This is a genomic window from Thiomicrolovo sp. ZZH C-3 (genome assembly GCF_054862725.1).
Genome location: NZ_JBTKXX010000001.1, coordinates 1,243,142 through 1,266,365, shown reverse-complemented (window position 1 = coordinate 1,266,365; position 23,224 = coordinate 1,243,142). Strand labels below are relative to the sequence as shown.

General features: G+C 58.4%; 23 protein-coding genes. 16 read left to right on the top strand and 7 right to left on the bottom strand.

Annotation, left to right across the window (positions count from 1 at the left end; translation table 11 throughout):
• Positions 1 to 51: 51 nt before the first annotated feature.
• Positions 52 to 966, top strand: a complete 915-nt coding sequence (locus ACXWTF_RS06485; RefSeq protein WP_461714192.1) for an energy transducer TonB — start codon at positions 52 to 54, stop codon at positions 964 to 966.
• Between the two features lie 12 nt (positions 967 to 978).
• On the opposite strand, the gene ACXWTF_RS06480 is transcribed toward ACXWTF_RS06485, so the two are convergent.
• The 3 genes from ACXWTF_RS06480 to ACXWTF_RS06470 are packed head-to-tail and all read right to left on the bottom strand — an operon-like array spanning position 979 to position 3,465.
• On the bottom strand, positions 979 to 2,208 hold the full coding sequence (locus tag ACXWTF_RS06480; protein WP_461714191.1) for a dicarboxylate/amino acid:cation symporter: 1,230 nt from the start codon (positions 2,206 to 2,208) through the stop codon (positions 979 to 981).
• On the bottom strand, positions 2,205 to 3,140 hold the full coding sequence (locus ACXWTF_RS06475; protein WP_461714190.1) for an HpcH/HpaI aldolase/citrate lyase family protein: 936 nt from the start codon (positions 3,138 to 3,140) through the stop codon (positions 2,205 to 2,207). Before ACXWTF_RS06475 ends, ACXWTF_RS06480 begins: the two co-directional genes overlap by 4 nt.
• Entirely contained in the window at positions 3,127 to 3,465 is a 339-nt protein-coding gene (locus ACXWTF_RS06470) for a c-type cytochrome (RefSeq protein ID WP_461714189.1), read from the bottom strand. The genes ACXWTF_RS06475 and ACXWTF_RS06470 overlap by 14 nt, the downstream gene beginning before the upstream one ends.
• A 61-nt stretch (positions 3,466 to 3,526) precedes the next feature.
• On the opposite strand from ACXWTF_RS06470, the gene folD reads away from it, so the two are divergent.
• Genes folD through ACXWTF_RS06430 form a run of 8 tightly spaced genes read left to right on the top strand, consistent with a single transcriptional unit; the run spans position 3,527 to position 10,116 of the window.
• The gene (folD, locus tag ACXWTF_RS06465; RefSeq protein WP_461714188.1) at positions 3,527 to 4,384 is read left to right on the top strand and encodes a bifunctional methylenetetrahydrofolate dehydrogenase/methenyltetrahydrofolate cyclohydrolase FolD; all 858 of its coding nucleotides are present in this window, start codon (positions 3,527 to 3,529) and stop codon (positions 4,382 to 4,384) included.
• On the top strand, positions 4,381 to 5,202 hold the full coding sequence (gene lepB / locus ACXWTF_RS06460; RefSeq protein ID WP_461714187.1) for a signal peptidase I: 822 nt from the start codon (positions 4,381 to 4,383) through the stop codon (positions 5,200 to 5,202). The genes folD and lepB overlap by 4 nt, the downstream gene beginning before the upstream one ends.
• Positions 5,189 to 5,866, top strand: coding sequence for a site-2 protease family protein (locus tag ACXWTF_RS06455; RefSeq protein WP_461714186.1), 678 nt, complete (start codon positions 5,189 to 5,191; stop codon positions 5,864 to 5,866). Before lepB ends, ACXWTF_RS06455 begins: the two co-directional genes overlap by 14 nt.
• A gap of 18 nt (positions 5,867 to 5,884) precedes the next feature.
• Positions 5,885 to 6,340 (top strand): ribose 5-phosphate isomerase B, encoded by a 456-nt coding sequence (gene rpiB / locus ACXWTF_RS06450; RefSeq protein WP_461714185.1) that lies wholly within the window; start codon positions 5,885 to 5,887, stop codon positions 6,338 to 6,340.
• Between the two features lie 8 nt (positions 6,341 to 6,348).
• On the top strand, positions 6,349 to 6,897 hold the full coding sequence (locus tag ACXWTF_RS06445) for an adenine phosphoribosyltransferase (RefSeq protein ID WP_461714184.1): 549 nt from the start codon (positions 6,349 to 6,351) through the stop codon (positions 6,895 to 6,897).
• The gene (trpB, locus tag ACXWTF_RS06440) at positions 6,897 to 8,096 is read left to right on the top strand and encodes a tryptophan synthase subunit beta (RefSeq protein ID WP_461714183.1); all 1,200 of its coding nucleotides are present in this window, start codon (positions 6,897 to 6,899) and stop codon (positions 8,094 to 8,096) included. The genes ACXWTF_RS06445 and trpB overlap by 1 nt, the downstream gene beginning before the upstream one ends.
• A 9-nt stretch (positions 8,097 to 8,105) precedes the next feature.
• Positions 8,106 to 8,711 carry a DedA family protein gene (locus ACXWTF_RS06435; RefSeq protein WP_461714182.1) on the top strand — a complete coding sequence of 202 codons (606 nt, stop codon included), beginning with the start codon at positions 8,106 to 8,108 and terminating at the stop codon, positions 8,709 to 8,711.
• A complete protein-coding gene (locus tag ACXWTF_RS06430) occupies positions 8,680 to 10,116 on the top strand; it encodes a leucyl aminopeptidase (protein ID WP_461714181.1) in 1,437 nt (478 codons plus the stop codon). The genes ACXWTF_RS06435 and ACXWTF_RS06430 overlap by 32 nt, the downstream gene beginning before the upstream one ends.
• 1 nt (position 10,117) lies before the next feature.
• Here ACXWTF_RS06430 and rd read toward each other — a convergent pair whose 3' ends face one another.
• On the bottom strand, positions 10,118 to 10,282 hold the full coding sequence (gene rd / locus ACXWTF_RS06425) for a rubredoxin (RefSeq protein ID WP_461714180.1): 165 nt from the start codon (positions 10,280 to 10,282) through the stop codon (positions 10,118 to 10,120).
• A 138-nt stretch (positions 10,283 to 10,420) separates the two neighbouring features.
• Here rd and ACXWTF_RS06420 point away from each other — a divergent pair, with 138 nt between their 5' ends.
• The 6 genes from ACXWTF_RS06420 to ACXWTF_RS06395 all read left to right on the top strand — a co-directional run bounded on the left by ACXWTF_RS06420 (position 10,421) and on the right by ACXWTF_RS06395 (position 19,071).
• Positions 10,421 to 11,320, top strand: a complete 900-nt coding sequence (locus ACXWTF_RS06420; protein WP_461714179.1) for a hypothetical protein — start codon at positions 10,421 to 10,423, stop codon at positions 11,318 to 11,320.
• 77 nt (positions 11,321 to 11,397) lie between these two features.
• Positions 11,398 to 12,498 (top strand): redox-regulated ATPase YchF, encoded by a 1,101-nt coding sequence (ychF, locus tag ACXWTF_RS06415; RefSeq protein ID WP_461714178.1) that lies wholly within the window; start codon positions 11,398 to 11,400, stop codon positions 12,496 to 12,498.
• Between the two features lie 219 nt (positions 12,499 to 12,717).
• On the top strand, positions 12,718 to 15,363 hold the full coding sequence (locus ACXWTF_RS06410) for a PAS domain S-box protein (RefSeq protein ID WP_461714177.1): 2,646 nt from the start codon (positions 12,718 to 12,720) through the stop codon (positions 15,361 to 15,363).
• A gap of 231 nt (positions 15,364 to 15,594) precedes the next feature.
• Positions 15,595 to 16,356: a fumarate reductase cytochrome b subunit gene (locus ACXWTF_RS06405; protein ID WP_461714176.1), complete on the top strand. Its 762-nt coding sequence runs from the start codon at positions 15,595 to 15,597 to the stop codon at positions 16,354 to 16,356.
• Entirely contained in the window at positions 16,353 to 18,341 is a 1,989-nt protein-coding gene (locus tag ACXWTF_RS06400) for a fumarate reductase flavoprotein subunit (RefSeq protein ID WP_461714175.1), read from the top strand. Before ACXWTF_RS06405 ends, ACXWTF_RS06400 begins: the two co-directional genes overlap by 4 nt.
• On the top strand, positions 18,334 to 19,071 hold the full coding sequence (locus tag ACXWTF_RS06395; RefSeq protein ID WP_461714174.1) for a fumarate reductase iron-sulfur subunit: 738 nt from the start codon (positions 18,334 to 18,336) through the stop codon (positions 19,069 to 19,071). The genes ACXWTF_RS06400 and ACXWTF_RS06395 overlap by 8 nt, the downstream gene beginning before the upstream one ends.
• A gap of 15 nt (positions 19,072 to 19,086) precedes the next feature.
• On the opposite strand, the gene ACXWTF_RS06390 is transcribed toward ACXWTF_RS06395, so the two are convergent.
• The 3 genes from ACXWTF_RS06390 to ACXWTF_RS06380 are packed head-to-tail and all read right to left on the bottom strand — an operon-like array spanning position 19,087 to position 21,823.
• Positions 19,087 to 19,905: a phosphatidylserine decarboxylase gene (locus ACXWTF_RS06390; RefSeq protein WP_461714173.1), complete on the bottom strand. Its 819-nt coding sequence runs from the start codon at positions 19,903 to 19,905 to the stop codon at positions 19,087 to 19,089.
• Positions 19,902 to 20,990, bottom strand: a complete 1,089-nt coding sequence (gene truD / locus ACXWTF_RS06385) for a tRNA pseudouridine(13) synthase TruD (RefSeq protein ID WP_461714172.1) — start codon at positions 20,988 to 20,990, stop codon at positions 19,902 to 19,904. Before truD ends, ACXWTF_RS06390 begins: the two co-directional genes overlap by 4 nt.
• A gap of 8 nt (positions 20,991 to 20,998) precedes the next feature.
• Complete coding sequence (locus ACXWTF_RS06380; RefSeq protein WP_461714171.1) at positions 20,999 to 21,823, bottom strand: thiamine-phosphate kinase; 825 nt, start codon at positions 21,821 to 21,823, stop codon at positions 20,999 to 21,001.
• Positions 21,824 to 21,939: 116 nt separating this feature from the next.
• Here ACXWTF_RS06380 and ACXWTF_RS06375 point away from each other — a divergent pair, with 116 nt between their 5' ends.
• Positions 21,940 to 23,142: a GGDEF domain-containing protein gene (locus tag ACXWTF_RS06375; RefSeq protein WP_461714170.1), complete on the top strand. Its 1,203-nt coding sequence runs from the start codon at positions 21,940 to 21,942 to the stop codon at positions 23,140 to 23,142.
• Positions 23,143 to 23,224: the final 82 nt, after the last annotated feature.

The window sequence follows — 23,224 nt, the reverse complement described above, 5'->3', positions numbered from 1 at the left end:
CACTTTACACTATGGCCGACCCTGCCTCGGCTGGAAGGAAACACCGACCCGATGAGCCGAAGTACCGCCGCCCTTATTATTGCCGTACTCTTCCATCTGCTCATCCTGGTGCTTTTCCTGCTGCTGGGCTACATCTTCGTCACCGAGCCGGTCGAACCGAAACTCCAGGAGCACCGGATCAAGATCGCACTCAAAGAGCGCCCGAAGGCCAAGGAAAACGCCGCGCTCCCGAACAAGCGCCCGCCGGCGGAGAAGATACCGCCGATGCCCAAGGGCAAACAGCTCGAAAAGCTTCCCCAGTCCCAGCCGCTTCCGACACCCCGGCAGCAGCTGCCTGTTGCGCAGCCCACACCGGTCAAACCGCAGCAGAAGATCCCGACCCCCACAAAAATAGCCGAGCCGCAGGCGCCGGTTGCCAAAATGCAACCCGTCCCGCCGGAAAAACCCTACATCCCCTTTATGAAAACACCGGAGCCGAAAACGGCCGAGGCCAATGCCACCGAAGTGCCGACGGAACATAAAAACCTCTTTGCCAAACTGTCACAGAAGCAGAAGAACGTCGAACGCAAAGCCGCCGCCATGTCGGCGTCCGCCAGACGCGAAAGCCGCATTCCCAACGATATCCGCGAGGCCTACGGCGATGCATTCGGGAAACTGAGCGCAGGGGAGCAGAAATACCTGCTCGACAACCAGGAGATCATGCGCCGCCTCACCCAGACCCAGCTCAACGACACCGGCAGCACGATGATCCCCAACAATATGCGCGTCAACGACTACAACATCGTCGAGTTCTACCTCCACCCCGACGGCCGGATGACCGATTTCCGCACCATACGCAACAGCGGTTTCTTCCTGCTCGACGAGGTCACCAAGGAGACGATAGAGTCGGTCTACTGGAAATACCCGCGGCCCGAACAGAAAACGCTGGTGCGCTACAAATTCGGCTACTATCTGCGCGGCTACTGAACACGCACGCCTTCAGGCCGTCGCTTCCAGTACCGCTTTGCGCGTCGTGACGTCGACGATCTTCGTGACCATCAGGTCCGAGGTGACGTTGAGGGAGGTGCGGAACATGTCGAGCACCCGGTCGACAGCGACGATAAGACCGATATAGTCCGCCGGCAGGCCGATCTGGTTCAGAATGACGACCATCATTACCAGCGAGGCGCTCGGCAGCGCCGCGACGCCGACGGAGAGGGCCACGACGGTAACCCCCAGCAGCACCTGGTCGCCGAAGGAGAGCTCCACCCCGGCGAGGGTCGCGATATAGAGCACCGCCACGACCAGGTAGGCCGCCGTCCCGTCCATGGAGACCGTCGCCCCCAGCGGCAGGACGAACCCGGCACTCTCCCGGCGCACCCCGCCTTTATGCTCGCTCACCTCGATGGAGACCGGCAGCGTCGCCGCGCTGGAGGCGGTGGAGAAGGCGAGCAGGATCGCCTCCTTGACCCGTCCCATATAGTGGTAGGGGTTGACGCGCGCAAAGAAGGCAACCAGCGACGGCAGGGTCACCAGACCGTGCAGCAAGATCACTCCGATGACGACGAGCATATATTTCCAGAGCCCGAGAATAACGTCGACCCCCTCATCGGCAATCACATAGGCGATCAGGCTGAAAACGCCGATGGGGGTCAGCTTGATCACCCATTCGGCCATCTTGAGCATGGCGTTGTTGACCCCCGTAAAGAAGTCGAGCATCAGCCCCTGGTGGTGGTCGCTGAGGTAGAGGCTGGCGATCGCGAAAAGGATGGAAAAGACGATCACCTGCATCATCGCCCCGTTCGTAAGCGACGCGAAGACGTTTGTCGGAATGAAGCCGAGCAGCATCGCTTCGAAAGAGAAGGATTTGATCTCATGGGCCTGCGCAAAGGCGACCCCTTCGGCGGAGATCGCTTCCCCGATGCCGACACCGTTCATGACGACGATCGCCAACAGGACCGAGAGTGCCGTCGTGAGCAGGTAGAGCCCGATCGTGCGCACCCCCATGTTTTTGAGATGGTGCAGCGTTCCCAGCCCGGCGATGGCGACGAAGATGCTGGCAAAGACCAGGGGGACGACAAGCATTTTCAGCAGCGCGACGAACATCTGCCCGATCACCCGCTGCGCCAGGGCCAGTTCGGGGAAGAACGCCCCGAAAAATCCGCCCAGAACGATACCGGTGAGGATCAGGCCGTTCGTCGAGACAAGGGCCGCGCGCAACCGGTTCACTCCGCACCTTTCAGCAGGGCCAATGCCCCCTTGTAGATCGGTTCGTCGACAAATCCGTACGTTTCATGCGCGAAACCCGTCACCCCCTTGGCGCGTTCGGCCTCGAAGAGTGCGACGATCTCCCGTGCCCGTGCCAGTGCCGCCTCGTCCCGGCCGAAGGCCGCCATCACCTGCTCCGCCTGTTTCGGTGCAATGCAACCCTTGGCATCAAAGCCCATCTCGCTCTCCAGCGCAAGCCACTGTGCGAATCCCGCCTCGTTACGGTAATCCTGGTAGACGAAGGAGACCGGCTTGATGCCCAGGGCCCGGCAGGTCACGAAGAAGTGCGACAGCAGGTAGCGCAGGGTCGGGTTCTCCGGGGTAATGAGCGCCTGGTCGAGCCCCAGGTCGGCAAAAAGGTCAAGGATACCGAGATAGAAGGTACTCACCCGAGGATCGGGCCGTAAGCCTGCGAGGGCCAGCCACGCCTCTTTCGTCTCAATGGAGAGATGGACTTCAATCGGGGCAGGCACCATTGAGACGATGCGTTCCACCTCCTCCGGCGTGCGGACCTTCGGGACGCGGATGGCATCGGGCATATAGGGGGCAAGAAAAGCGATCTCCTCCGCCCCGCCCTCGTCGAGGGGGTTGACCCGCACGATCAGTTTCTTGTCAGAGTGCGGCAGGCGGGAGAGCGCCAGGGCACAGAGGCGCAGCGCCACCGGTTTCTGTTCGGCCGAGACCCCGTCTTCGAGGTTGAACATCACCGCGTCGGCGGACAGCTGCGGGATCTTCGAGAGGTGCTTGACGCGGTGGGCGGAGAGCATCAGCGGCGCGTGAAATGCCGCGGAGCCGTTCAGAGTACGGCGCTGCGGCGAGAGCAGCGCGTCAATGGCAGCGATGTCGAGGGTCTCCGCGGCCCGCTCCAGTTCAGGGAGGTCAGTTTGGAACATTGGCGTCCTTTGGGTGCAGGTAACGGTAGAGGGTTTGCCGCTCCTCCTCGGTCAGGAAGTAGCGCGGCATCCCCTTGACGCGGCCGTTCAGGGCGCGGTCAAAATCCTCGAAAGCGATAACGTTGATCGCCGGGGCGGTAAACGATTTGCGAACGCCCTTATCGGTATAATGGGCGATTACCTTCCCCTCGCCGTGTTCGCCGTGGCAGAGATTGCAGCCGATCCCCCTCGGATTGTGATAGAGCTGCGCGGCGTATTCCTGCGGGGTGATGAAGGACTCCTCCGCCGCAAGCAAGGTCGCCAAAAACAGGAGCCAACGGGCCATTAAAAGCACCTTTTTATTGAAGTAGGGGTATATTATCAAAAAAATTATTAGGTCAGTTGAAATGCAGATACTCGACGGAAAAGCGCTTTCCAAGAAGATTGAAGAAGGCGTCACCACCGCAGCCTCCGAACTCAAGGAAAGGACCGGGCGCGTTCCGGGCCTCGCCGTCATCCTCGTCGGAAACGATCCCGCTTCGCATGCCTATGTCGGCATGAAAAAGAAGGCCTGCGACCGCGCCGGTTTCTACTCGGTCACCCACGAGATGCCCGAAACGATCTCACAGGAGGCGATCGAGCAGACCATCGAAATGATGAACGGCAACCCGAACATCGACGGCATCCTCGTTCAGCTGCCGCTTCCGGCACATATCGACACGACCCGCCTGCTCGAACTCGTCGCACCGCACAAGGACGTCGACGGCTTTCACCCCTATAACGCCGGACGCCTGATGACGGGCCTGGACGGCTTTGTGCCCTGCACCCCGCTGGGTGTCATGGAGCTGCTGGCCGAGTACAACATCGACCTCGAAGGCAAGGACGCCGTCGTCGTCGGCGCCTCCAACATCGTCGGCAAACCGATGGCTGCCCTCCTGCTCAACGCCAACGCCACCGTCACGATCACCCATATCCACACCAAGGACCTCAAGGCCCACACGAAAAATGCCGACATCGTCCTGGTCGGTGTCGGGGTCATCAACCTGATCAAAGAGGATATGGTCAAGGAGGGAGCCATCGTGATCGACATCGGTATCAACCGCGCTCCCGACGGCCGCCTCGTCGGGGACGTCGATTATGAAAACGTCGCGCCGAAGTGTTCCTACATCACCCCGGTGCCCGGCGGCGTCGGCCCGATGACCATCGCCATGCTGCTGAAAAACACCCTCAAAGCGGCCGAGATGCACGCACAAGAGCGCCAATGAAGACGAAGGTCAAACACGCCGCCAAAGCGGCCTACCGCTTCTCCAACAGCTGGACGGGGACGGTCATCATTGTCCTCTTTGTCATCTTTTTCGTTGCCCAGGCCTTCCGCATTCCCAGCGGCTCCATGAAGGATTCCCTGCTGATCGGCGATCACCTCTTTGCGAAAAAATTCGCCTACGGCATCTCCACCCCGCACATCCCCTTCCTTGAGATCCCGCTTATTCCGGGCACCGACGGTCATATCGTAGACGGCGACACGCCACAGCGCGGTGACATCGTCATCTTCCGCTACCCCAACAACACCACCCTGCACTACGTCAAGCGGTGTGTCGCAACGCCGGGGGACGAACTCTTCGTCTTCAATAAAGACCTCTACCTCCACCCGGCCGAAGGGGATGACTACATCCGTCAGCACTACACCTTCACCCACGAAGTCAAAGCGTTCGACGGCCGTCTCTGGGTCAAGAACCCCTACATGAAAGATCACCCGGGGATCCACCACGACCCGTTCATCATCGATGACGGCCAGTATCCGCAGCCCATCTTCAATTTCGGCCCGGTCCAGGTCCCCGAGGGGCACTACTTCATGATGGGCGACAACCGCGACCACTCCAACGACAGCCGCTTCTGGGGCGCTGTGCCCTACGGCCTCGTCGAAGGGACGCCCTGGTTCATCTACTTCAGCATGGACGACAACTACGAGATCCGCTGGGACCGCATGTTCAAAACCCCCGAGGACCTCGAACAGTCTCCCTACCTTGACCGCGCGGTCGCCGAACGCCAGCGCGAAGAGGGCCAAGACCGTGGACTCTATTGATCTGCTGAAAATCGCCGCGGCCGTCATTGCACTGGCCATTGCCATTATCGGGCACGAGATCATGCACGGCTGGGTCGCCTACCGTTACGGCGACACGACGGCCAAACATGCCGGGCGCCTCTCCATCAACCCGCTGATCCACATTGACCCTATCGGGACGATCCTCGTACCGCTGATGATGTATTTTATCCCGGTGCTGCTCGGTATGGGCGGCGGTTTTCTTTTCGGCTGGGCCAAACCGGTCCCGGTCAATATGCGCACCGTCATTGCCAACGGCGGCTACAACGCCGCCATGCAGGTCAGCCTTGCGGGTATCGCCTACAACTTTGCCCTCGCCTCCCTCTTCGCCGTCTTGTTGACGGGGATGCAACAGCCGGTGCAGAGCGACGGGCTGGGCTATATTTTCCTCTACCTTGTCGTCATGCAGCTGGTCTTCATCAACGTGCTGCTGGCCGTCTTTAACCTGCTGCCGATCCCCCAGTTCGACGGGGCGCACTTTTTGATGTTCCTCTCGCTCAAGTTCGGCCTGAACAACATCGCTATGTGGTTCCAGCGCCTGGAGCCCTACGGCATATTCATCGTCATCATCCTCTTGATCACGCCGCTGAAAGAGTATGTACTTTTCATGCCCGTCCAGTACGTGCTGCAACTGCTGTTATCTTAAAAAACGAAGGAGTACTCCATGAAATTCTACATTGCCACCGACCACGCCGGACTCGACCTCAAAGACTACACCGTCGAACTGCTCAAAACCAAAGGCCACGATGTCGTTGACCTCGGCCCCTTCAGTAAAGACCGTGTCGACTACCCCGACTTCGCCGTCAAGGTCTGCAACGCCGTGCTCACCGACGAGGAAGACGCCGACGGTATCCTGATCTGCGGTTCGGGTCTTGGAATGAGCATGACCGCCAACCGTTTTGCCGGGATCCGCGCGGCGCTCTGCCATGACGCCTACACGGCAACAATGGCCCGTGCGCACAATGATGCCAACGTGCTTTGTTTCGGCGAGCGTGTCGTCGGCCGCGGGGTCGCCGAATCCATCATCGATGCCTGGATCGCCGGTGCCTTCGAAGGCGGCCGCCACGCCGGGCGCGTCGAAAAGATCGAAGCCGTCGGCGGCTGCTCCGCAGCGCTGTAAGGCCCCACATGTCCCTGACCGTCGATCAAAAGGCTCTGATAGAAGGCGCGATCCGCGATATCCCCGACTTTCCGAAACCGGGGATCATCTTCAAAGACATCACGACGCTGCTCAACAACGCCGAGGCGTTTGGCACGCTGATGACACACCTCAAGACGCGCTACGGATCCTACCAGCTCGATTACGTTGCGGGGATCGATGCACGCGGTTTTATTTTCGGTGCTGCCCTGGCGCAGATGCTGGGTGTCGGTTTTGTCCCCATCCGCAAGAAGGGAAAACTCCCCTCTACGACCGTTTCGGAGAAGTACTCTCTCGAATACGGCTTTGACGAAGTCGAGGTACACATGGACGCTTTCGGTCCCGACAAGGGGGCGAAAGTCCTGCTGATCGATGACCTGATCGCCACGGGCGGAACGGCCAAAGCCGCTGCCTCCCTGATTGACAAGGTCGGCGCACACTGCGTCGAAGCCTGCTTTATCCTCGGGCTGGAGTTTCTGCCGGGTATCGACAACCTGACCGAGCTCACCCCCGTTTATACCGTTATAGGAGTGGATTGATGTATATCCCCGAACCCTCGACGTTCGATCCCGATACCAATGGCCATTTCGGCATCTTCGGCGGCCGTTACGTCCCCGAAACCCTCATGCCTGCCCTGCTGGAGCTTGAAAAAGCGTACGCACAGTACCGCTTCGACGAAGCCTTCTGGAGCGAGGTGGACGGCTACCTCAAAGACTATGTCGGCCGCCCCTCACCGCTCTATTATGCGGCGAACGTCTCCGAAGCGCTCGGCGCGAAGGTCTATATCAAACGCGAGGACCTGAACCACACCGGTGCGCACAAGGTCAACAACGTCATCGCCCAGGGGCTGCTGGCCAAGAAACTCGGCAAGCAGAAGGTCATCGCCGAAACCGGCGCGGGGCAGCACGGGGTCGCTACGGCGACGATCGCCGCCCTGCTGGGACTGGAGTGCGAGATCTTCATGGGCGCAAAAGATGTCGCCCGCCAGGAGCTCAACGTCTTCCGCATGAAACTGCTGGGGGCAAAAGTACACGCCGTCGAGAGCGGCTCACGCACCCTCAAAGACGCCATGAACGACGCCATCCGCCACTGGGTTACCCACGCCCGTGACACCTTCTATATTATCGGCACTGTTGCCGGGCCGCACCCCTACCCGATGATGGTCCGTGATTTCCAGGCGATCATCGGCTGGGAAGCCCGCGCACAGATCCTGGAGAAAGAGGGACGCCTCCCCGACACCGTCGTTGCCTGTATCGGCGGCGGCTCCAACGCCATCGGGATGTTCCAGCACTTCCTCGAAGACAAAGAGGTGCAGTGCGTCGGCATCGAAGCGGGCGGTCTCGGGACCGAAACGGATAAGCACGGCGCGTCCCTGCTCAAAGGGCGCCCCGGGGTTCTTCACGGGCAGATGAGCTACCTCCTTCAGGATGCCGACGGCCAGATCCTTGAGGCCCACTCCATCTCCGCAGGACTCGACTACCCCGGGATCGGACCGGAACACGCTTTCCACAAAGAGAACGGGACGGTGACGTACGACACCATCACCGACGATGAGGCCCTGGAAGCCTTTGTCTGGCTCAGCCGCAAAGAGGGGATCATCCCCGCGTTTGAGAGCTCTCACGCCGTCGCCTATCTGAAAAAAATGCCCGATATTGCCGGGAAACTGGTGATCGTCAATCTTTCCGGCCGCGGGGACAAAGATATGATCCAGGCCAAAGACATGCTACACTTCGACTAAGGAGAGCGCGTGGAAGAGTATTTACTGGAACTGCTGCAAGAGTACGGTTACATCATCCTGTTCGTCTGGAGCATCCTCGAAGGGGAGATGGGCCTGCTCATGGCCGGCATCATGGGGCATACGGGCCACATGAACGTTCCGGTAGCCATCTTTGTCGCCGGGCTGGGCGGTTTTGCCGGCGACCAGATCTACTTCTACATCGGCCGCTTCAACAAAGGCTTCATCCAACGGAAACTGCACAGCCAGCGCCGCAAATTCGCCATTGCCCACCTGCTGCTCAAAAAGTACGGCTGGCCGATCATTTTCGTGCAGCGCTATCTCTACGGACTGCGTACCGTCATCCCGATGAGTATCGGGATCACCAAGTACTCCTCGCGCAAATTCGCCCTTATCAACCTGCTGAGTGCCTGGGTCTGGGCGGCGCTCACGATCATCCCCGCCTACCTGCTGGGAGAACAGATCTTGCAGGTGCTCGAGTGGGCCAAAGCGCACTGGTACTATGCCCTGCCGATAGCCGCCCTCTTTTTGATCGGCATCACCACCCTGTTCAAAAAAATCGAAAACCAAATGCTGGAGAAACAACATGCTCGTCAAGCTCGCAACGCAACCCGTTGAATCCATCGACGCGGCCCTGACCGTCACCCTTCTGACACCGGAAACCCTGGCGTCACACCCGAAGAAAGCCGTCCTCGAACAGGCCGGATTCGAAGCCAAGGAGGGGCAGAGCTGCATGCTGCACGAGGGGGCGGAATACGTCGCCGCCGTCACGGCGTTTGAACCCGATGCCCTCCGTGACGCGATGGCCGCGGCCGCCAAGAGCCTCTCCGACTTCGGCTACGAAAGCGCCAAGATCGCGCAGTACGGCCTTGAAAACGCCGCCGCCCTCGTCGAGGGTATTGTGCTGGGAAGCTACAAATATACCCGCTACAAATCTGACGCCAAAGCCCCCAAGCTCAAAACGTTCTATGTTGCCGGTGCGAATTACGACGGCAGTGCACTCGATGCCGATGCTCTAAAAACCGCCGTCGACGGCGCCGTTATCCTTGCGACCGCCACGAACTTCGCCCGCGACCTCGTCAATACGACCCCCGACGACATGGTCCCCGCCGACCTGGCCATCATTGCCCAGGATCTCGCCGACGCCAACAACCTGGACTGCGAGATCTTCGACGAACATGCACTCGAAGAGGAGAAGATGCAGGCGATGCTGATGGTCGCCCGCGCCTCGGCACACAAACCGCGTATGATCCACCTCTCCTACGTTCCGAAAAATCCTGTGGCGACCGTGTCGCTCGTCGGCAAAGGGCTCACCTACGACAGCGGCGGGCTGAGCCTCAAACCTTCCACCTCCATGGTCACGATGAAAATGGACAAAGCCGGTGCCTGTGCGGTCCTGGGAATCATGAAGGCCGTCAGCGAGCTGAAACTGCCCGTGGCCGTCCACGGTTTCGTCGGGGCGGTCGAGAACATGATCGGCGGCAATGCCTACAAGCCCGATGACGTCCTGTTTGCCCGCAACGGCAAAACGATCGAAGTACGCAATACCGACGCAGAAGGCCGTCTCGTCCTTGCCGACGTCCTCTCCTACGCCCAGGACAACGTCCAGGCCGACTACCTCTTTGACTACGCGACGCTGACCGGCGCCTGCGTTGTCGCCCTCGGTCCCTACACGACGGGTATCATGGGGCACAGCAGCGCCCTCAAACACGCCGTCTACAGTGCAGCAGACAATGCCGGTGAACTGGTCGGCGCCCTGCCGTTCAACCCACACCTGAAAAAGGCCCTCAAAAGCGAGATCGCCGATGTTTCCAATATCAGTAACATCCCCTACGGCGGCGCCATCACCGCTGCAATGTTCCTTGATCACTTCATTACCGATGACATGAAAGAGAAGTGGATGCACTTCGACATCGCCGGTCCGGCGTACACCGAGTCAGGCTGGGGTGTCAACCCCCACGGCGGTACCGGTGCGGGGGTACGGACGACTGTTGCGTTCCTGCAGGGGATCTCAAAACAGTAGCCTACTCCTCGTAGGGTTCAAAGTCCGCTTTGCTGACACCGCATTGCGGACACTCCCACTCCTCCGGGATATCTTCAAACGCCGTCCCCGGCGCAATACCGCTATCCTCATCCCCCACTTCGGGATCATAAATATAACCGCAGACGGTACAGACATACTTTTGCATCTTTGCTCCTTTAACTGCCGGAATTACTCTCCGACATCATCGTTGCCTTCAGACGACAATGATATCATCGGTGAAATTGGCAAACGCCCTGTCGTGCTTTTAACCTGTAAAGCCACGGCAATTTTAAGGAGAATACAGATGCAGACCATCATCAGAGTCTATGAACACAACAAAAACCTGATCGAAAAATTTCTCTTCTCCACCCTGCACAAACAGCATGTAAAAGGGATGAACGAAGCCTCCCTGCAGGACCTTTTCGGTCTCTTTCCGAGCCTTGAAGCAGCCTATGGGAGCGATGAGGCTTTCATCCAGAACACCCCCGTCTACCTGCGCCAGGGCGAGGACAACTCCGGGCGGGGCGAGGAGCTGTCCGATCTGCTCGGAGGGCAGACGTTTACGGACGGGAAACTGATGACCGACCCCTACATCTCGCTTATGTCCGGCAAGCTGGTCCTGACCGCCGTCCTCGAAACGGAACAGGGATACGATTTTTACGATTTCAACCTGCACACCCTGCTGGAACGTCTGGCCCTGGTGGCCGGGCACCGGCGCTTCAGCCTCTTTACCCGGACCATCTACCTACTGATGGGTGCGGCGCTGATCTTTTTTGCGATCTTCTCGGTCCTCTACGGCTTCGGCTATTTCTGGTGGGACCTCTATACGAATGCAAACCATTTCTCGCTGGAGACGATCTTTAAACCCGTCATTGCCGTCACGCTCGGCCTCGCTTTTTTCGACCTCGGCAAGACGATCATCAACCACGAGGTCTTCCGCGCCTCGGAAACGCTCGAGGCCTTCGACGCCAAATCCTTCGTGACCTTCCTGACCTCCATCATGATCGCCCTGCTGATCGAAGCGCTTCTGAGTGCGTTCAAAGCGTCGCTTTCAAACTTCTCGGACCTGCTCTACGTCGCCGCGATGATCGCATCGCTCGCCCTGCTCTTCTTTGTCGTGACCCATTTTATCCGCGGCGTCGGCGTCTGGAAGAGCCCTGCAGCGAAACAGAAGCCCTCTCTACGGAAAAAACAGGGTGACTAGTCCCGCCGGGGCTAACCGCCGCCTAACCCGCAACTGAGTATACTTCCGCCACCAAATCGTATTGACAGGAAACCATTATGGGATTAGCCATCGGACTCGTCGGGCTGCCGAACGTCGGAAAATCAACTACTTTTAACGCGCTCACGAAGGCGCAGAACGCGGAAGCGGCCAACTACCCTTTCTGTACCATCGAACCGAACAAGGCGGTCGTTCCCGTCCCGGACCCGCGCCTGGACGCCCTGGCGAAGATCGTCAACCCCGAACGCATCCAGCACTCCACCCTCGACTTCGTCGACATCGCCGGTCTTGTCAAGGGGGCGAGCAAGGGTGAAGGGCTTGGGAATAAATTCCTCGCCAATATCCGCGAAACGGAAGTGATCTTGCAGATCGTACGCTGTTTCGCCGATGAGAACGTCGTCCATACCGAGGGCAACATCGACCCGCTCCGCGACGTCGAGATCATCGAGACCGAGCTGATCCTCGCGGACGTCGAGATGGTCCAGAACCGCATCGAACGTCTCAAGAAGCAGGCCAAGGCCGACAAAAAGGCGCAGGCGATGGTCGATTTCGCCCAGACGCTGCTTGATCACCTCGACAGCGGCAACCTCGCCCGCAGCTTCGCCGACATCGACGACGACCGCTTCGCCGAACTCAACAAGGACCTCCGCCTGCTGACGGCCAAAGAGATCATGTACGGTGCCAATACGGACGAGGACGGCCTGCTCGAAGACAACGAGTACGTCCTGGCGCTCCAAAAGCACGCCGAGGAGCAGAACTGCGAGGTCATCAAGCTCTGTGCGAAGATCGAAGAGGAACTGGTCGGCCTGGAGGACGATGAGCGTGATGAATTCCTGCGCGATCTGGGCGTCGAGGAGTCCGGTCTTGAGCAGATTATCCGAAAAGGCTTCGACAAACTGGGCCTGATGAGTTATTTCACGGCCGGGGTCAAAGAGGTACGCGCCTGGACGATTAGAAAGAACACGACGGCGCCGAAAGCCGCCGCCGTCATCCACAACGACTTCGAAAAAGGGTTCATCCGCGCCGAGGTTATCAGTTATGATGATTTTATCACCTGCGGCGGTGAATCCGGTGCCAAAGAAGCCGGTAAAATGCGTCTCGAAGGCAAGGAGTATATCGTGCAGGACGGCGACGTCATGCACTTCCGTTTCAACGTCTAACTTTTGGTGCCGTGCATCTCTGCACGTGCACTCCCGCCGCATCGTCTAACCTCCACACCCATCTGTTCCAATATATAACCACTTTAATTCACTGCTATTCCCCACTGTTTTTGCAGACTTGTTCTTTTTAAAACGTTTATCCACTGTTTACATTTTCTAATCATGCTATAATCAACAGAATTTCAGCGGGATCTACCGGTTGATCGAAAAGGTTTGTGTATGACAAACGCATCGTGTGAGCAGCTGCAGCGGGCACTGGAAGAGTGGATCACCGCGCTGGACGTCCTCGATGAACCCATTTTTCTGCATGATGCTTCCTTCCGGATCATCCGCTGCAACCGGGCCTATCAGCAGAAGACCGGCCTCTCCTTTCAGGAGATCATCGGGCAGTATTACTATGATGTTTTCCCAAAATCCACCGGCCCCCTGCCCCAGTGCAAAATGGCAAAGGAAGTCCGAGGGGTCTTTTCTGCGGACGACGAGATCGACGTTGACGGGACCGTTTACCACTCCCGTGCCTATGTCATCAACGATCAGGACGGAAATTACCGTTACTCCATCCATATTCTCGAAGATATCAGCAAACGTAAAAGCTACGAGGAGAGACTGCAGACCGAAAAACTCTTTTCAGAGAAACTGGTCGAGAGCATCCCCGACATCTTCTTCCTGATCGACGATGGCGGCCGTCTGCTTCGATGGAACAGCAGCGTCGAAACGATGTTCGGTCTCTCCGGGGAGGAGCTTGACGGCTACGACGCCCTCGAGCTCGTGCACCCCGATGACAGGGAGTATATACGCACTCAGATCATCGGGGCACTCGACAGCGGAAGGAATTCTTCCGAAGTGCGTCTCCTGACACGCCGTGGTGTGCGCCACTACACCCTCACAAGCCAGCAGATCGACATCGCACAGGGACGTGCGCTGATCGGGATCGGGATCGACATTACCGCGTCCCGCAAAGCGGCACAGGAGATTCGGTACGAGCGCGACTTCAACCGCAACCTTGTCGAAACAGCCCAGGCCATCATACTGATTCTCGACCCGCAGGGGAAAATCGTCCGTTTCAACCCCTATATGGAGAGCCTTTCGGGCTATACTCTCGATGACGTCAAAGGCAAAGACTGGGTAGACACCTTTTTGCCGGAACCGAACCGCAAACGAACCAAAAAGCTTTTTGCAGATGCCATCAAAGACATCCAAACGGGAGTCCTCCAGCTTGATAAAATCCAGACCCGGGACGGAAGGATTCTTCAGATCGAGTGGTTCAGCAAGACCCTCCGGGACATCCACGGCACCATCGAGGGGCTTCTCTCTATCGGTATGGATGTCACCGACAAGCGGAAGACCGAAGAACGGCTGGAGTTGTTTCATACGCTTTTCGACCAGTCCATGGACGCCGTCGAAATCGTCGACATTAAAACCCTCCGGCTCCTCGACGTGAACGAGACCGAGAGCCGCCAGCTCGGCTACAGCCGCGAGGAGCTGCTGAACATGACGGTCAGAGAGATCGATCCGACCATGTCTCCTGCCCAATCGGAAAAACTGATGGAACGGTTCAGAAAAACCAAGAAGATCCGTTTCGAGAGCGTTCACCGCCGTCAGGACGGTACGCTCTTTCCCGTCGAAATCAGCGCATCGCTCATTGAACGGGACCGCACCTATCTACTGTCGATCGTCCGCGATATCAGTGAACGTATAGAATCGGACGCGGCCCTCAAAAGGGCCAACCGCGCGCTTCGGACCCTCTCGGAAGTCAATACGGCCCTCGTCCATGCCCAAAATGAGACGGAGCTGCTGGACAAGGTCACGAAAGTCATCGTCGAACAGAGCGGCTACAGTCTCGCCGCCGTTTATCTGGCTGCCGACGGCGATGAGAGCAGTCTCGTTCCCGTCACATGGGCCGGCTACAGGAAAAAACGCTACTGGATCGAACAGCTCAGACTGGATGAACCGGACAGCAGTGACTTTCCGGCGGGGCGCGCCGTCAAAATGAAAACGACCCAGATCTGCCGCAGTATCGACAAGAACGCAGGGGAGACCCTCTGGGGGAAAACGGCAGTCGAGCACGGCTATATCTCCAATATTTCCCTGCCGCTTTTCAACGGGAACGAGGTTTTTGGCGTACTGGGGATCTACGCATCCCTCGACGAGCCCTTTGACGAGGATGAGGTCAAGCTGCTCGAAGAGTTGGCCCAGGACCTGGCCTACGGGATACTCAATCTGCGCACCCGCGTGTCACAAGAGCAGCATGAAACCCTGCTGCGCGAGAGCCTCGAACAGTCTATCCAGGCGATCGCGGCCACCGTCGAGTCCCGCGACCCTTATACGGCGGGACACCAGCGGCGCGTCGCTGAACTCGCCGCCGCCATTGCACGGGAGATGGAGCTGGACGAAGAGCGGATCCAGGGGATCAGCTTTGCCGGGATCATCCACGACCTCGGCAAGATCCATATTCCCGCGGAAATCCTTTCCAAACCGGGCAGACTGAGCGACATCGAGTACCAGCTGATCCAGACCCACCCGCAGGCCGGATACGATATTGTCAAAGATGTCCGTTTTCCCTGGCCGATTGCGCAGATCATCCTGCAGCACCACGAACGTGTCGACGGCACCGGCTATCCTCAGGGACTCAAGGGGAATGAAATCCTGCTCGAAGCGCGTATTATCTCCATCGCCGATACCGTCGATGCCATCTCCTCGCATCGCCCCTACCGTTCGGCAAGAGGCATAGAAACGGCCATACAGGAGATCCAAAAAGGCAAAGGGAGCATTTACGATCCCGAAGCCGTCGATGCCTGTGTCCGGCTGTTTAACGAGAAGGCGTTTACATTTACGACCGATACTCCGCTTCCGCCGCTGCTTTGATCTGTAGTCACACCTGACGCGGCGCCGCCCGCCTTTCGCATATTGTTCCCCGCTCCATAACACCGCGATGCTCATTTTCTCACCCGCAGTAGCGCAGTCGGTAACAAGGAAGATGCTAGAATACGCCTCAAACGCAGGGTGCACCGCGCTACATAAATGCCGTACTTTCATGGAATAGCGCTCATCTGAAAGACACCTGCTACAATACGAAAAAGTTTTCAAGGAGCGAGAGTGAATGACGTGATCGAAGGGATCGTCGGCAAGACGGCCAGTGGTCAGCGAAGCCGTACGCCTGCGCGTCTGGACTACCTCCAGAGTGCTACCGGCCTCTTTTTGGCGCTGTTTATGTGGGCCCATATGTTTTTCGTCTCCAGCATCCTGATCAGCAAAGATTTCATGTATGCGGTCACCAAGTTCTTTGAAGGCGCCTGGTTCATCGAGAACGGCGAACCGCTGATCGTCTCGCTGGCCGCCGCCGTGGTTTCCGTCATCTTCGTTACCCATGCAGGTATTGCCGCGCGGAAATTCCCGGTCACCTACCGCCAGTTCCGCGCCTACCGCAGCCATATGAAGATGATGAAGCACACCGACACGAACCTCTGGTTCATCCAGGCCGTCACCGGCTTTTCGATGTTCTTTCTCGGCTCAATCCACCTCTACACCGTGATGGTGCGTCCCGAAGAGATCGGTCCGTACGCTTCGGCCGATCAGACCGTCGGCGACATGATGTGGCCGCTGTATATTCTGCTGCTGCTGGCCGTCGAACTGCATGGTGCCATCGGCCTCTACCGCCTCTGTGTCAAATGGGGGTGGTTCGAAGGCAAAAACGCCAACGAAACCCGCAAAAGACTTCGCCGGGTCATGTGGACGATCGCGATCTTCTTCACGACCCTGGGCTCCCTGACACTTGCGACCTACATCAAAATCGGCATTGAGCATGCCGATCATGCCGGGGAGCGCTATGTACCCAGCTCTGAAAGGGCTGCACAATGAGAATTCACTACAGTGACGTCCTCGTCATCGGCGGCGGGCTTGCGGGGCTGCGCACAGCGATCGCAGCGCGGACCCGGGGGCAGGATACGGCGGTACTCAGCCTCGTTCCCGTCAAGCGCTCCCACTCGGCCGCGGCCCAGGGAGGCATGCAGGCGAGCCTCGCCAACAACGTCATGGGCAAGGGCGACAACGAGGACGTCCATTTTGCCGATACCGTCAAGGGGAGTGACTGGGGCTGTGACCAGAAGGTCGCGCGCATGTTCACCCACGTCGCGCCGAAGGCGATCCGTGAACTGGCGGCCTGGGGCGTGCCATGGAGCCGGGTGCGCAAAGGAGCCAAAAGCGTCGTCATGAACGGCCAGCGCGAGACGCTGCACGAGGCGGAAGAGAGCCACGGGCTGATCGATTCGCGAGATTTCGGCGGCACGAAGAAGTGGCGGACCAATTATACGGCCGATGCAACGGGGCACACGATGCTCTACGCCGTCGCCAACCAGGCGATGAAGCTCGGGGTCTCCATCATCGAAAAGGTCGAAGCCGTCAAACTGATCCACCGTAACGGGGTCTGTGAAGGGGCCGTCGTCATGGACCTGGTCACCGGCGAACTGAGTGCCCATATCGCCAAGGCGACCGTGATCGCCACCGGCGGTTACGGCCGCATCTACGAATCGACCACGAACGCCGTCATCTGCGAAGGGACCGGACAGGCGATCGCGCTGGAGACGGGCATTGCCCGCCTGGGGAACATGGAGGCGGTGCAGTTCCACCCGACGGCCATCGTCCCCTCGGGCATCCTGATGACGGAGGGGTGCCGCGGCGACGGCGGCGTCCTGCGCGACGTTGACGGTTACCGCTTTATGCCCGACTACGAACCGGAGAAAAAAGAGCTCGCCAGCCGCGACGTCGTCTCGCGCCGTATGTTCGAGCACATCATGAAGGGCAAAGGGGTCCCCTCACCCTACGGCGACCACCTCTGGCTCGACATCTCCATCCTCGGACGCGAGCACATCGAAAAGAACCTTCGCGACGTCCAGGAGATCTGCATCAACTTTCTCGGCATCGACCCCGCCGACGAAGGGGTCTGGATCCCCGTCCGGCCGATGCAGCACTACTCCATGGGCGGCATCAAGGTCAACCACACCGGACAGTCGCCGCATCTCGAGGGTCTTTTCAGCACCGGCGAAGCCGCCTGCTGGGACCTGCACGGCTTCAACCGCCTCGGCGGAAACTCGGTGGCTGAAACCGTCGTTTCGGGCATGATCGTCGGCGAATATGTCGCGGATTACGCCGAGAAGTGCAAGATGACCATCGACTCCTGTGCCATCGAGGCGGCTATCGGCTCCTTCGAGCGTGAACTCGACGACATTCTCAACCACGGTGACCCGAATGTCTGCGAAGAGAACATCTACGCCATCCGCAACCGCATGCGCAAGATCATGATGGAGAAGGTCGGCATCTTCCGCAACGGCGCGGAGCTGCAGGAGGCCTACGACGAACTGCAGACCCTCTACGACAAAAGCAAACGGGTCTGCCTCCAGGTGCAGTCAAAAAGTGCCAATCCCCAGCTGCGTGCGACCTACCGCACCCAGAAAATGCTGCGGCTGGCCCTCTGCGCGACGAAAGGGGCACTGCTGCGGACCGAGAGCCGCGGCGCGCATACGCGTACCGACTACCCCAAGCGCGACGATGCCAACTGGCTCAAACGCACCCTGACCTACTGGAACGCAGAGAGCGACAGCGTCGAAGTGGAGTATGAAGCCCTCGATATTGATGCCATGGAGATGCCGCCGGGATTCCGGGGCTACGGCAAGAAAGGCAACACCATCGAGCACCCCAAAAGCGCCGAACGCCAGGCGGAGGTCGACGGGTTCCGCGAAACGCATCCGGAACTGGACCGTTTCGCGGTGCAGCACAAGCTGATGCCTTTTGAGCTGCCCGAAAAGTACCGGGGAAGAAACGAACGCATAGGAGTCGGTGATGAGTAAAGCGTATGAAAAAGGGCGTATGCTGAAGATCCATATCCTGCGCTACAACCCGCTGGATAAGACGGACAGGCCGCATATGCAGACCTACGAGATCGAAGAGACGATGGGGATGACCCTCTTCGTCGCCCTCAACGTCATCCGCGAGACCCTGGATCATACCCTGCAGTTCGAGTTTGTCTGCCGGGCCGGCATCTGCGGCTCCTGCGGCATGGTCATCAACGGGACGCCGGACCTGGCGTGCAAGACCCTCACGAGCCGTTTCGAGGACGGCGAGATCACCCTGATGCCGCTGCCGGTCTTCGAGCTCATCGGCGACCTCTCCGTCAATACGGCCAAATGGATGCAGGAGATGACCGAAACGGTCGAAGGGTGGATTGAAACCAACGAAGCGGTCGATATCGACAAGGTCGAGGTGCGGATGGACCCCGACACCGCCGACACGATCTTCGAGCTCGACCGTTGTATCGAGTGCGGCTGCTGTGTTTCAGCCTGCGGAACGAAACGGATGCGCGACGGCTTCGTCGGTGCCGTGGCGCTCAACCGCGTCGCCCGTTTCGAGGTCGATCCCCGCGACAAGCGGACTACGGAGGATTGGTACGAGATCATCGGCAATGACAACGGCGTCTTCGGCTGCATGAGCCTTTTGGGCTGCGCCGACGTCTGTCCCAAGCACCTGCCGCTTCAGTCCAAGATCGCCTACCTGCGGCGCAAAATGGTCGGGATGCGCTGAGCGGCCTGCCCCGACTCAGCCGATTTTAGCGATCGTATCCCCGAAGCGGACCTTCTGCCCCGCTTCGACCTTCAGCTCCATCGCTGCTTTTTCCGCAACCATGACGATGGTTGATCCCATCTCGAAACAGCCGAAATCATCCCCCTTTTTCAGGTGAAGATCGTCAAACGTGTACGCCGTCGGCTGCTGCGCATCCGCATTGGTCTGAATACGCGGTTCGAAACTGACCTGCATCTTTCCGACGTTGAGCGCCCCGACGAGGACAAGGTAGATCAGCGTTCCCTGCTGGCTCTCGCACTCCAGCACGACCCGCTCGTTCTCGATAAAGAGGTCGGCGCGTTTGTTGAGCGAAGGCATGTTGACCGGGTAGAGCTTACCGGGGATATGCACCGCTTTGAGCACCTTCATGTTCACCGGCACGTGGTAGCGGTGGTAATCACGGGGCGAGAGGTAGAAGTTCACGAACTGCCCGTGCTCGATACGATCCTTGTTCGTATCCTCAATCTCCGACCCCAGCAGCTCACGGACGCAGTAGGACATCCCCTTGATCTGCAGGGCCCGTGTCGCATCAAGGTCGCCGCACTCGGTGATGAGGCTGTCGCACGGCGAGATCAGGTCATCGGCATCATTGGAGAAGCGACGAGACGCTTTCAGCCTGCGGGTAAAGAGCGCATTGAGCGAACGGTAGGTGACGGGCGAGTGGAACTCGCTCATATCCAGCCCCATGATGCTGACATACCCCTGGTTGACGATCTTCTGGAACCATTGGGGGAACTCTTTGGACGCGAACCGTCCGAACTGCTGCGAAATGGTGTTGGTGATGTGGCGTGTCATGCTTCCTCGTCGTTGTCAATTTTGCGTTTGGCGATCTCTTCGATCAGGACCGTGGCGTAGGAGCCTTTGGGCAGCGTAAAGTGCAGCTCGTACCAGGCCTCCTCCTCACGATATTTGCCCTCCACCTCTTCGGGGAAGACCCAGGCATAGCGGCGCTGGCCGTCGATCTCGTGGACGGCATCATACGCCTTTTCAAAGACCCGTGAGAGCCCGGTGGAGCGTTTGGCCCGCTTACCGACCAGCAGCCCTGTCGGGACGATGTCACGTTCGTTAAAGCGTTCGATCTCCTCCGCGTCTCCGTCAAACTCGAAAGGGCGCCCGTGCGGGTAATGCATCATGATGTCCCCCTCGATCAGCTTGTAGGGGTGCGGCTGCTGCGCCAGCTTCTGAAGCTGATCCTCGGGAATGTTGAGCAGCGGCGAGATCTCTTTGGGCTCAAAGGTACCGATCAGTGTGCTGACCTCGATGCGGCGGCTGAGCCAGAGGTTGAAAAGGTGACTTTGATATGCATTAATATAAAGTCGTTTGAGCTTGACGTTGCGCTCCTTGATCTTCCCGCGCAGCAGGGCCTCCCCCTTCTTCCAGTTCTCCCCGCCGATGCCGAAACGCTGGTAGCCGAAGAAGTTCGGCATGCCGTAGACGGCGATCTGTTTCAGCGCCTCGTCGATCTTCTTGGCCGCCGTCGGCGTCACCTTCTTGAGGCGGATAAAGAAGCGGTTGCCTTTGAGATGACCCATGTGGATCTTGTTCTTGTGATAGGTCTTTTCAAGGATCTTCACGTTCTCGTGGCTGAACCCTTCCAGTTTCCGCTCGAACTGCTTCGGCAGCGAGATGTACTGCGTCGTCATCGCGTTTTTGTCTTTGAGGCCGGCATAACCGATCTCTTTGCCTTTGATACCGAGGTACTTGGCAAACAGGGAGATGAGGTCCCAGGTAGAGAGGTTCTTTTTGCGCACATGCAGAATAAGGTGCTCACCGTTGCCCGTAAAGGGGTAAAGCGGGATTTCGTTGACGACGAAGTCGCGCACGCTCTGTTTGAAAACGAAGGGGATCGGTGCATGCTGCAGGTAATAAAAACGGTCCATGGGTCCCTTTAAAAGTGGTGTGATTTGCACGGATTACGGTAACGGGTCCGTGCCGCCCGCGCGAATACGGTCAGCGGCGTGCGGTGTTTGCGCGCCAGGTACTCGACACGCTTGCGCATCCGCGGCGGGAAGGCGATGAGCATCTCATACTCCTCCCCGCTGCAGCCCGCATCTTTGCCGAGGGGGCGTAAAAAAGAAAAACCCGTACGGTTCAGGTCTGCCAGGCGCTGCAGATCGGTGAAGATCCCGTCGGAGATATCCATCCCCGCCCGCAGGTAGGGCGCGGCATCGGCAATGAATTCCCGGCGCAGCAGCGGCCGCACATAATGCGACTGCGCGTGTGCCCTGCGCCCCGCCAGCAGATACTGCAGCTCCCGCTTCGCCTTGCCGACGCGCCCGGTAAAGGCCAGCAGATCCCCCGGCTTTATGCCGCTGCGGCGCAGCGGGCGGCGCGTTTCGGAGACGATGGTCAGCGAGATGATCAGCCGGTCGCTCTTGACGGTATCCCCGCCGATGAGCTCGCAGCCGAAAGCGGCCGATGCATCGACGAACCCCGCCGCCAGGGCATCCACCTCGCCCGCACTGAACGAGGAGGGGATGCCGATTGCAAGCAGTGCATAGCGCGGCACGGCATTCATCGCCACGGCATCGGAAATATTGACCGCAAACGCCTTATAGGCGATCTGGCGCGGCGTCATCCATGCACGCTTGAAATGCGTCCCCTCGATGAAAGCATCATTCGAATAGACAGTAGAACCGATCACGGCACCGTCATCCCCGATCTGTTTTGATGCGGCGGCGACGGAAGCGATAAAACGTTTTTCCAGATCCATAATAAGAGGAGAATTCTACTCCACTCTCGCTTGCGGCGCCTTTACACAGGGAACGTCATAAGTGGCACTTAATGAAACACCAATTAAAATTAGTAAAAATCCACAAACGGGATATTATGAAGACGTCGATCAAAAAACTTCTGAGTTCGGTGCAGTTCAACGCTACATTACTTATGCTTTTTACCCTGTTGAGCGGGCTTCTCCTCGCCAGCTCCTATGCCACCTATATGCGGATCGACAATATGGCCGAACAGGAGAAGATGGCCCGTTCCCTTGCCGAATTGAACCGCGAAGACCCTGCCCTTGACCGTATCCAGGCCAGCGGCGTTCTCAGCCGCCTGCCGATCATGATCGACACCCTTGACAGCGAAAGCCCCTATGAGATCGTCAACAGTCTCATTATCGGTGAGGCGAAGACGCGCAGCAAATATACCGATCTGCTCCGCAAGCGCGCCAGAGTCCTGAGTGCCTCGGCCACCGCCTACTTCAACAGTACCGCCGATGCCCCCGCCAAACGCGACGTTATGCTCCGGGCCATCGAAAGCTATACCGCCCTCTTCTATCCGCTGACCAAGCTGCAAAACAGCGTCCTTTACCATTACAGCCTGATTGTCGGGGCTACGCTGGTCCTGGTGCTGCTCTGGGCTTTCGTTGTCATGGCGGCCGCACGGAACGCTTCGAAAACGATCCTGGGGGATATCCATGCGCTGCAGCCTCAGGAGGGCGCCACCCGCGCATCGGTCAAGTTTAAAACATCCGAGATCAACTCCATCGCTTTGAAAATACGCCAGGAGGGCGGTGAAGCCGCTGCTACCGGCGGCAAGAAGGATGAGGTCACCCAGCTTCCCAACTATGAAGGGGTGAAAATAGGTTTCGACCGCCGGCCGAAGGGTTCCAAGGATGTACAGGTCTATGTCTGTATCTTCGAAATCGACAACTATGCCAAGCTCGTCAACCACTTCCCGCAGAGCGTGATCGACCCGATTTTGATCAAGATCACCTCCATCATGAAACTGCACAAGATGCAAAACGACCAGATCGGGCGTATCCACGGCGGCCAGTTCATCACCGTCTTCCTGCGCAGCGACAAGCAAAAAGCGATGGAGGAGTGTAACCATATCCGCCAGATGATCGAGGAGAACCGTTTCAAAATGCCACACGATTCTTTCCCGATCACTCTGAGCGGCGGGTTTGCTTCAAAAACCGCCTCACAGACCCTCGACGATGCCGTCAAAAATGCCAAAGAGCGCCTGAAAATGGCACAGGAGAAGGGCGGCAACTGCGTTTCCGATACGAATAACAATACGAAAATATTATAGATTTTCCCTCCAAAGCCCCCATTTGAGGGCCTTTCTGGTTCATTTTGTAACACCTTTCCCTTCCGCTCTCCGGCAAGAAGCG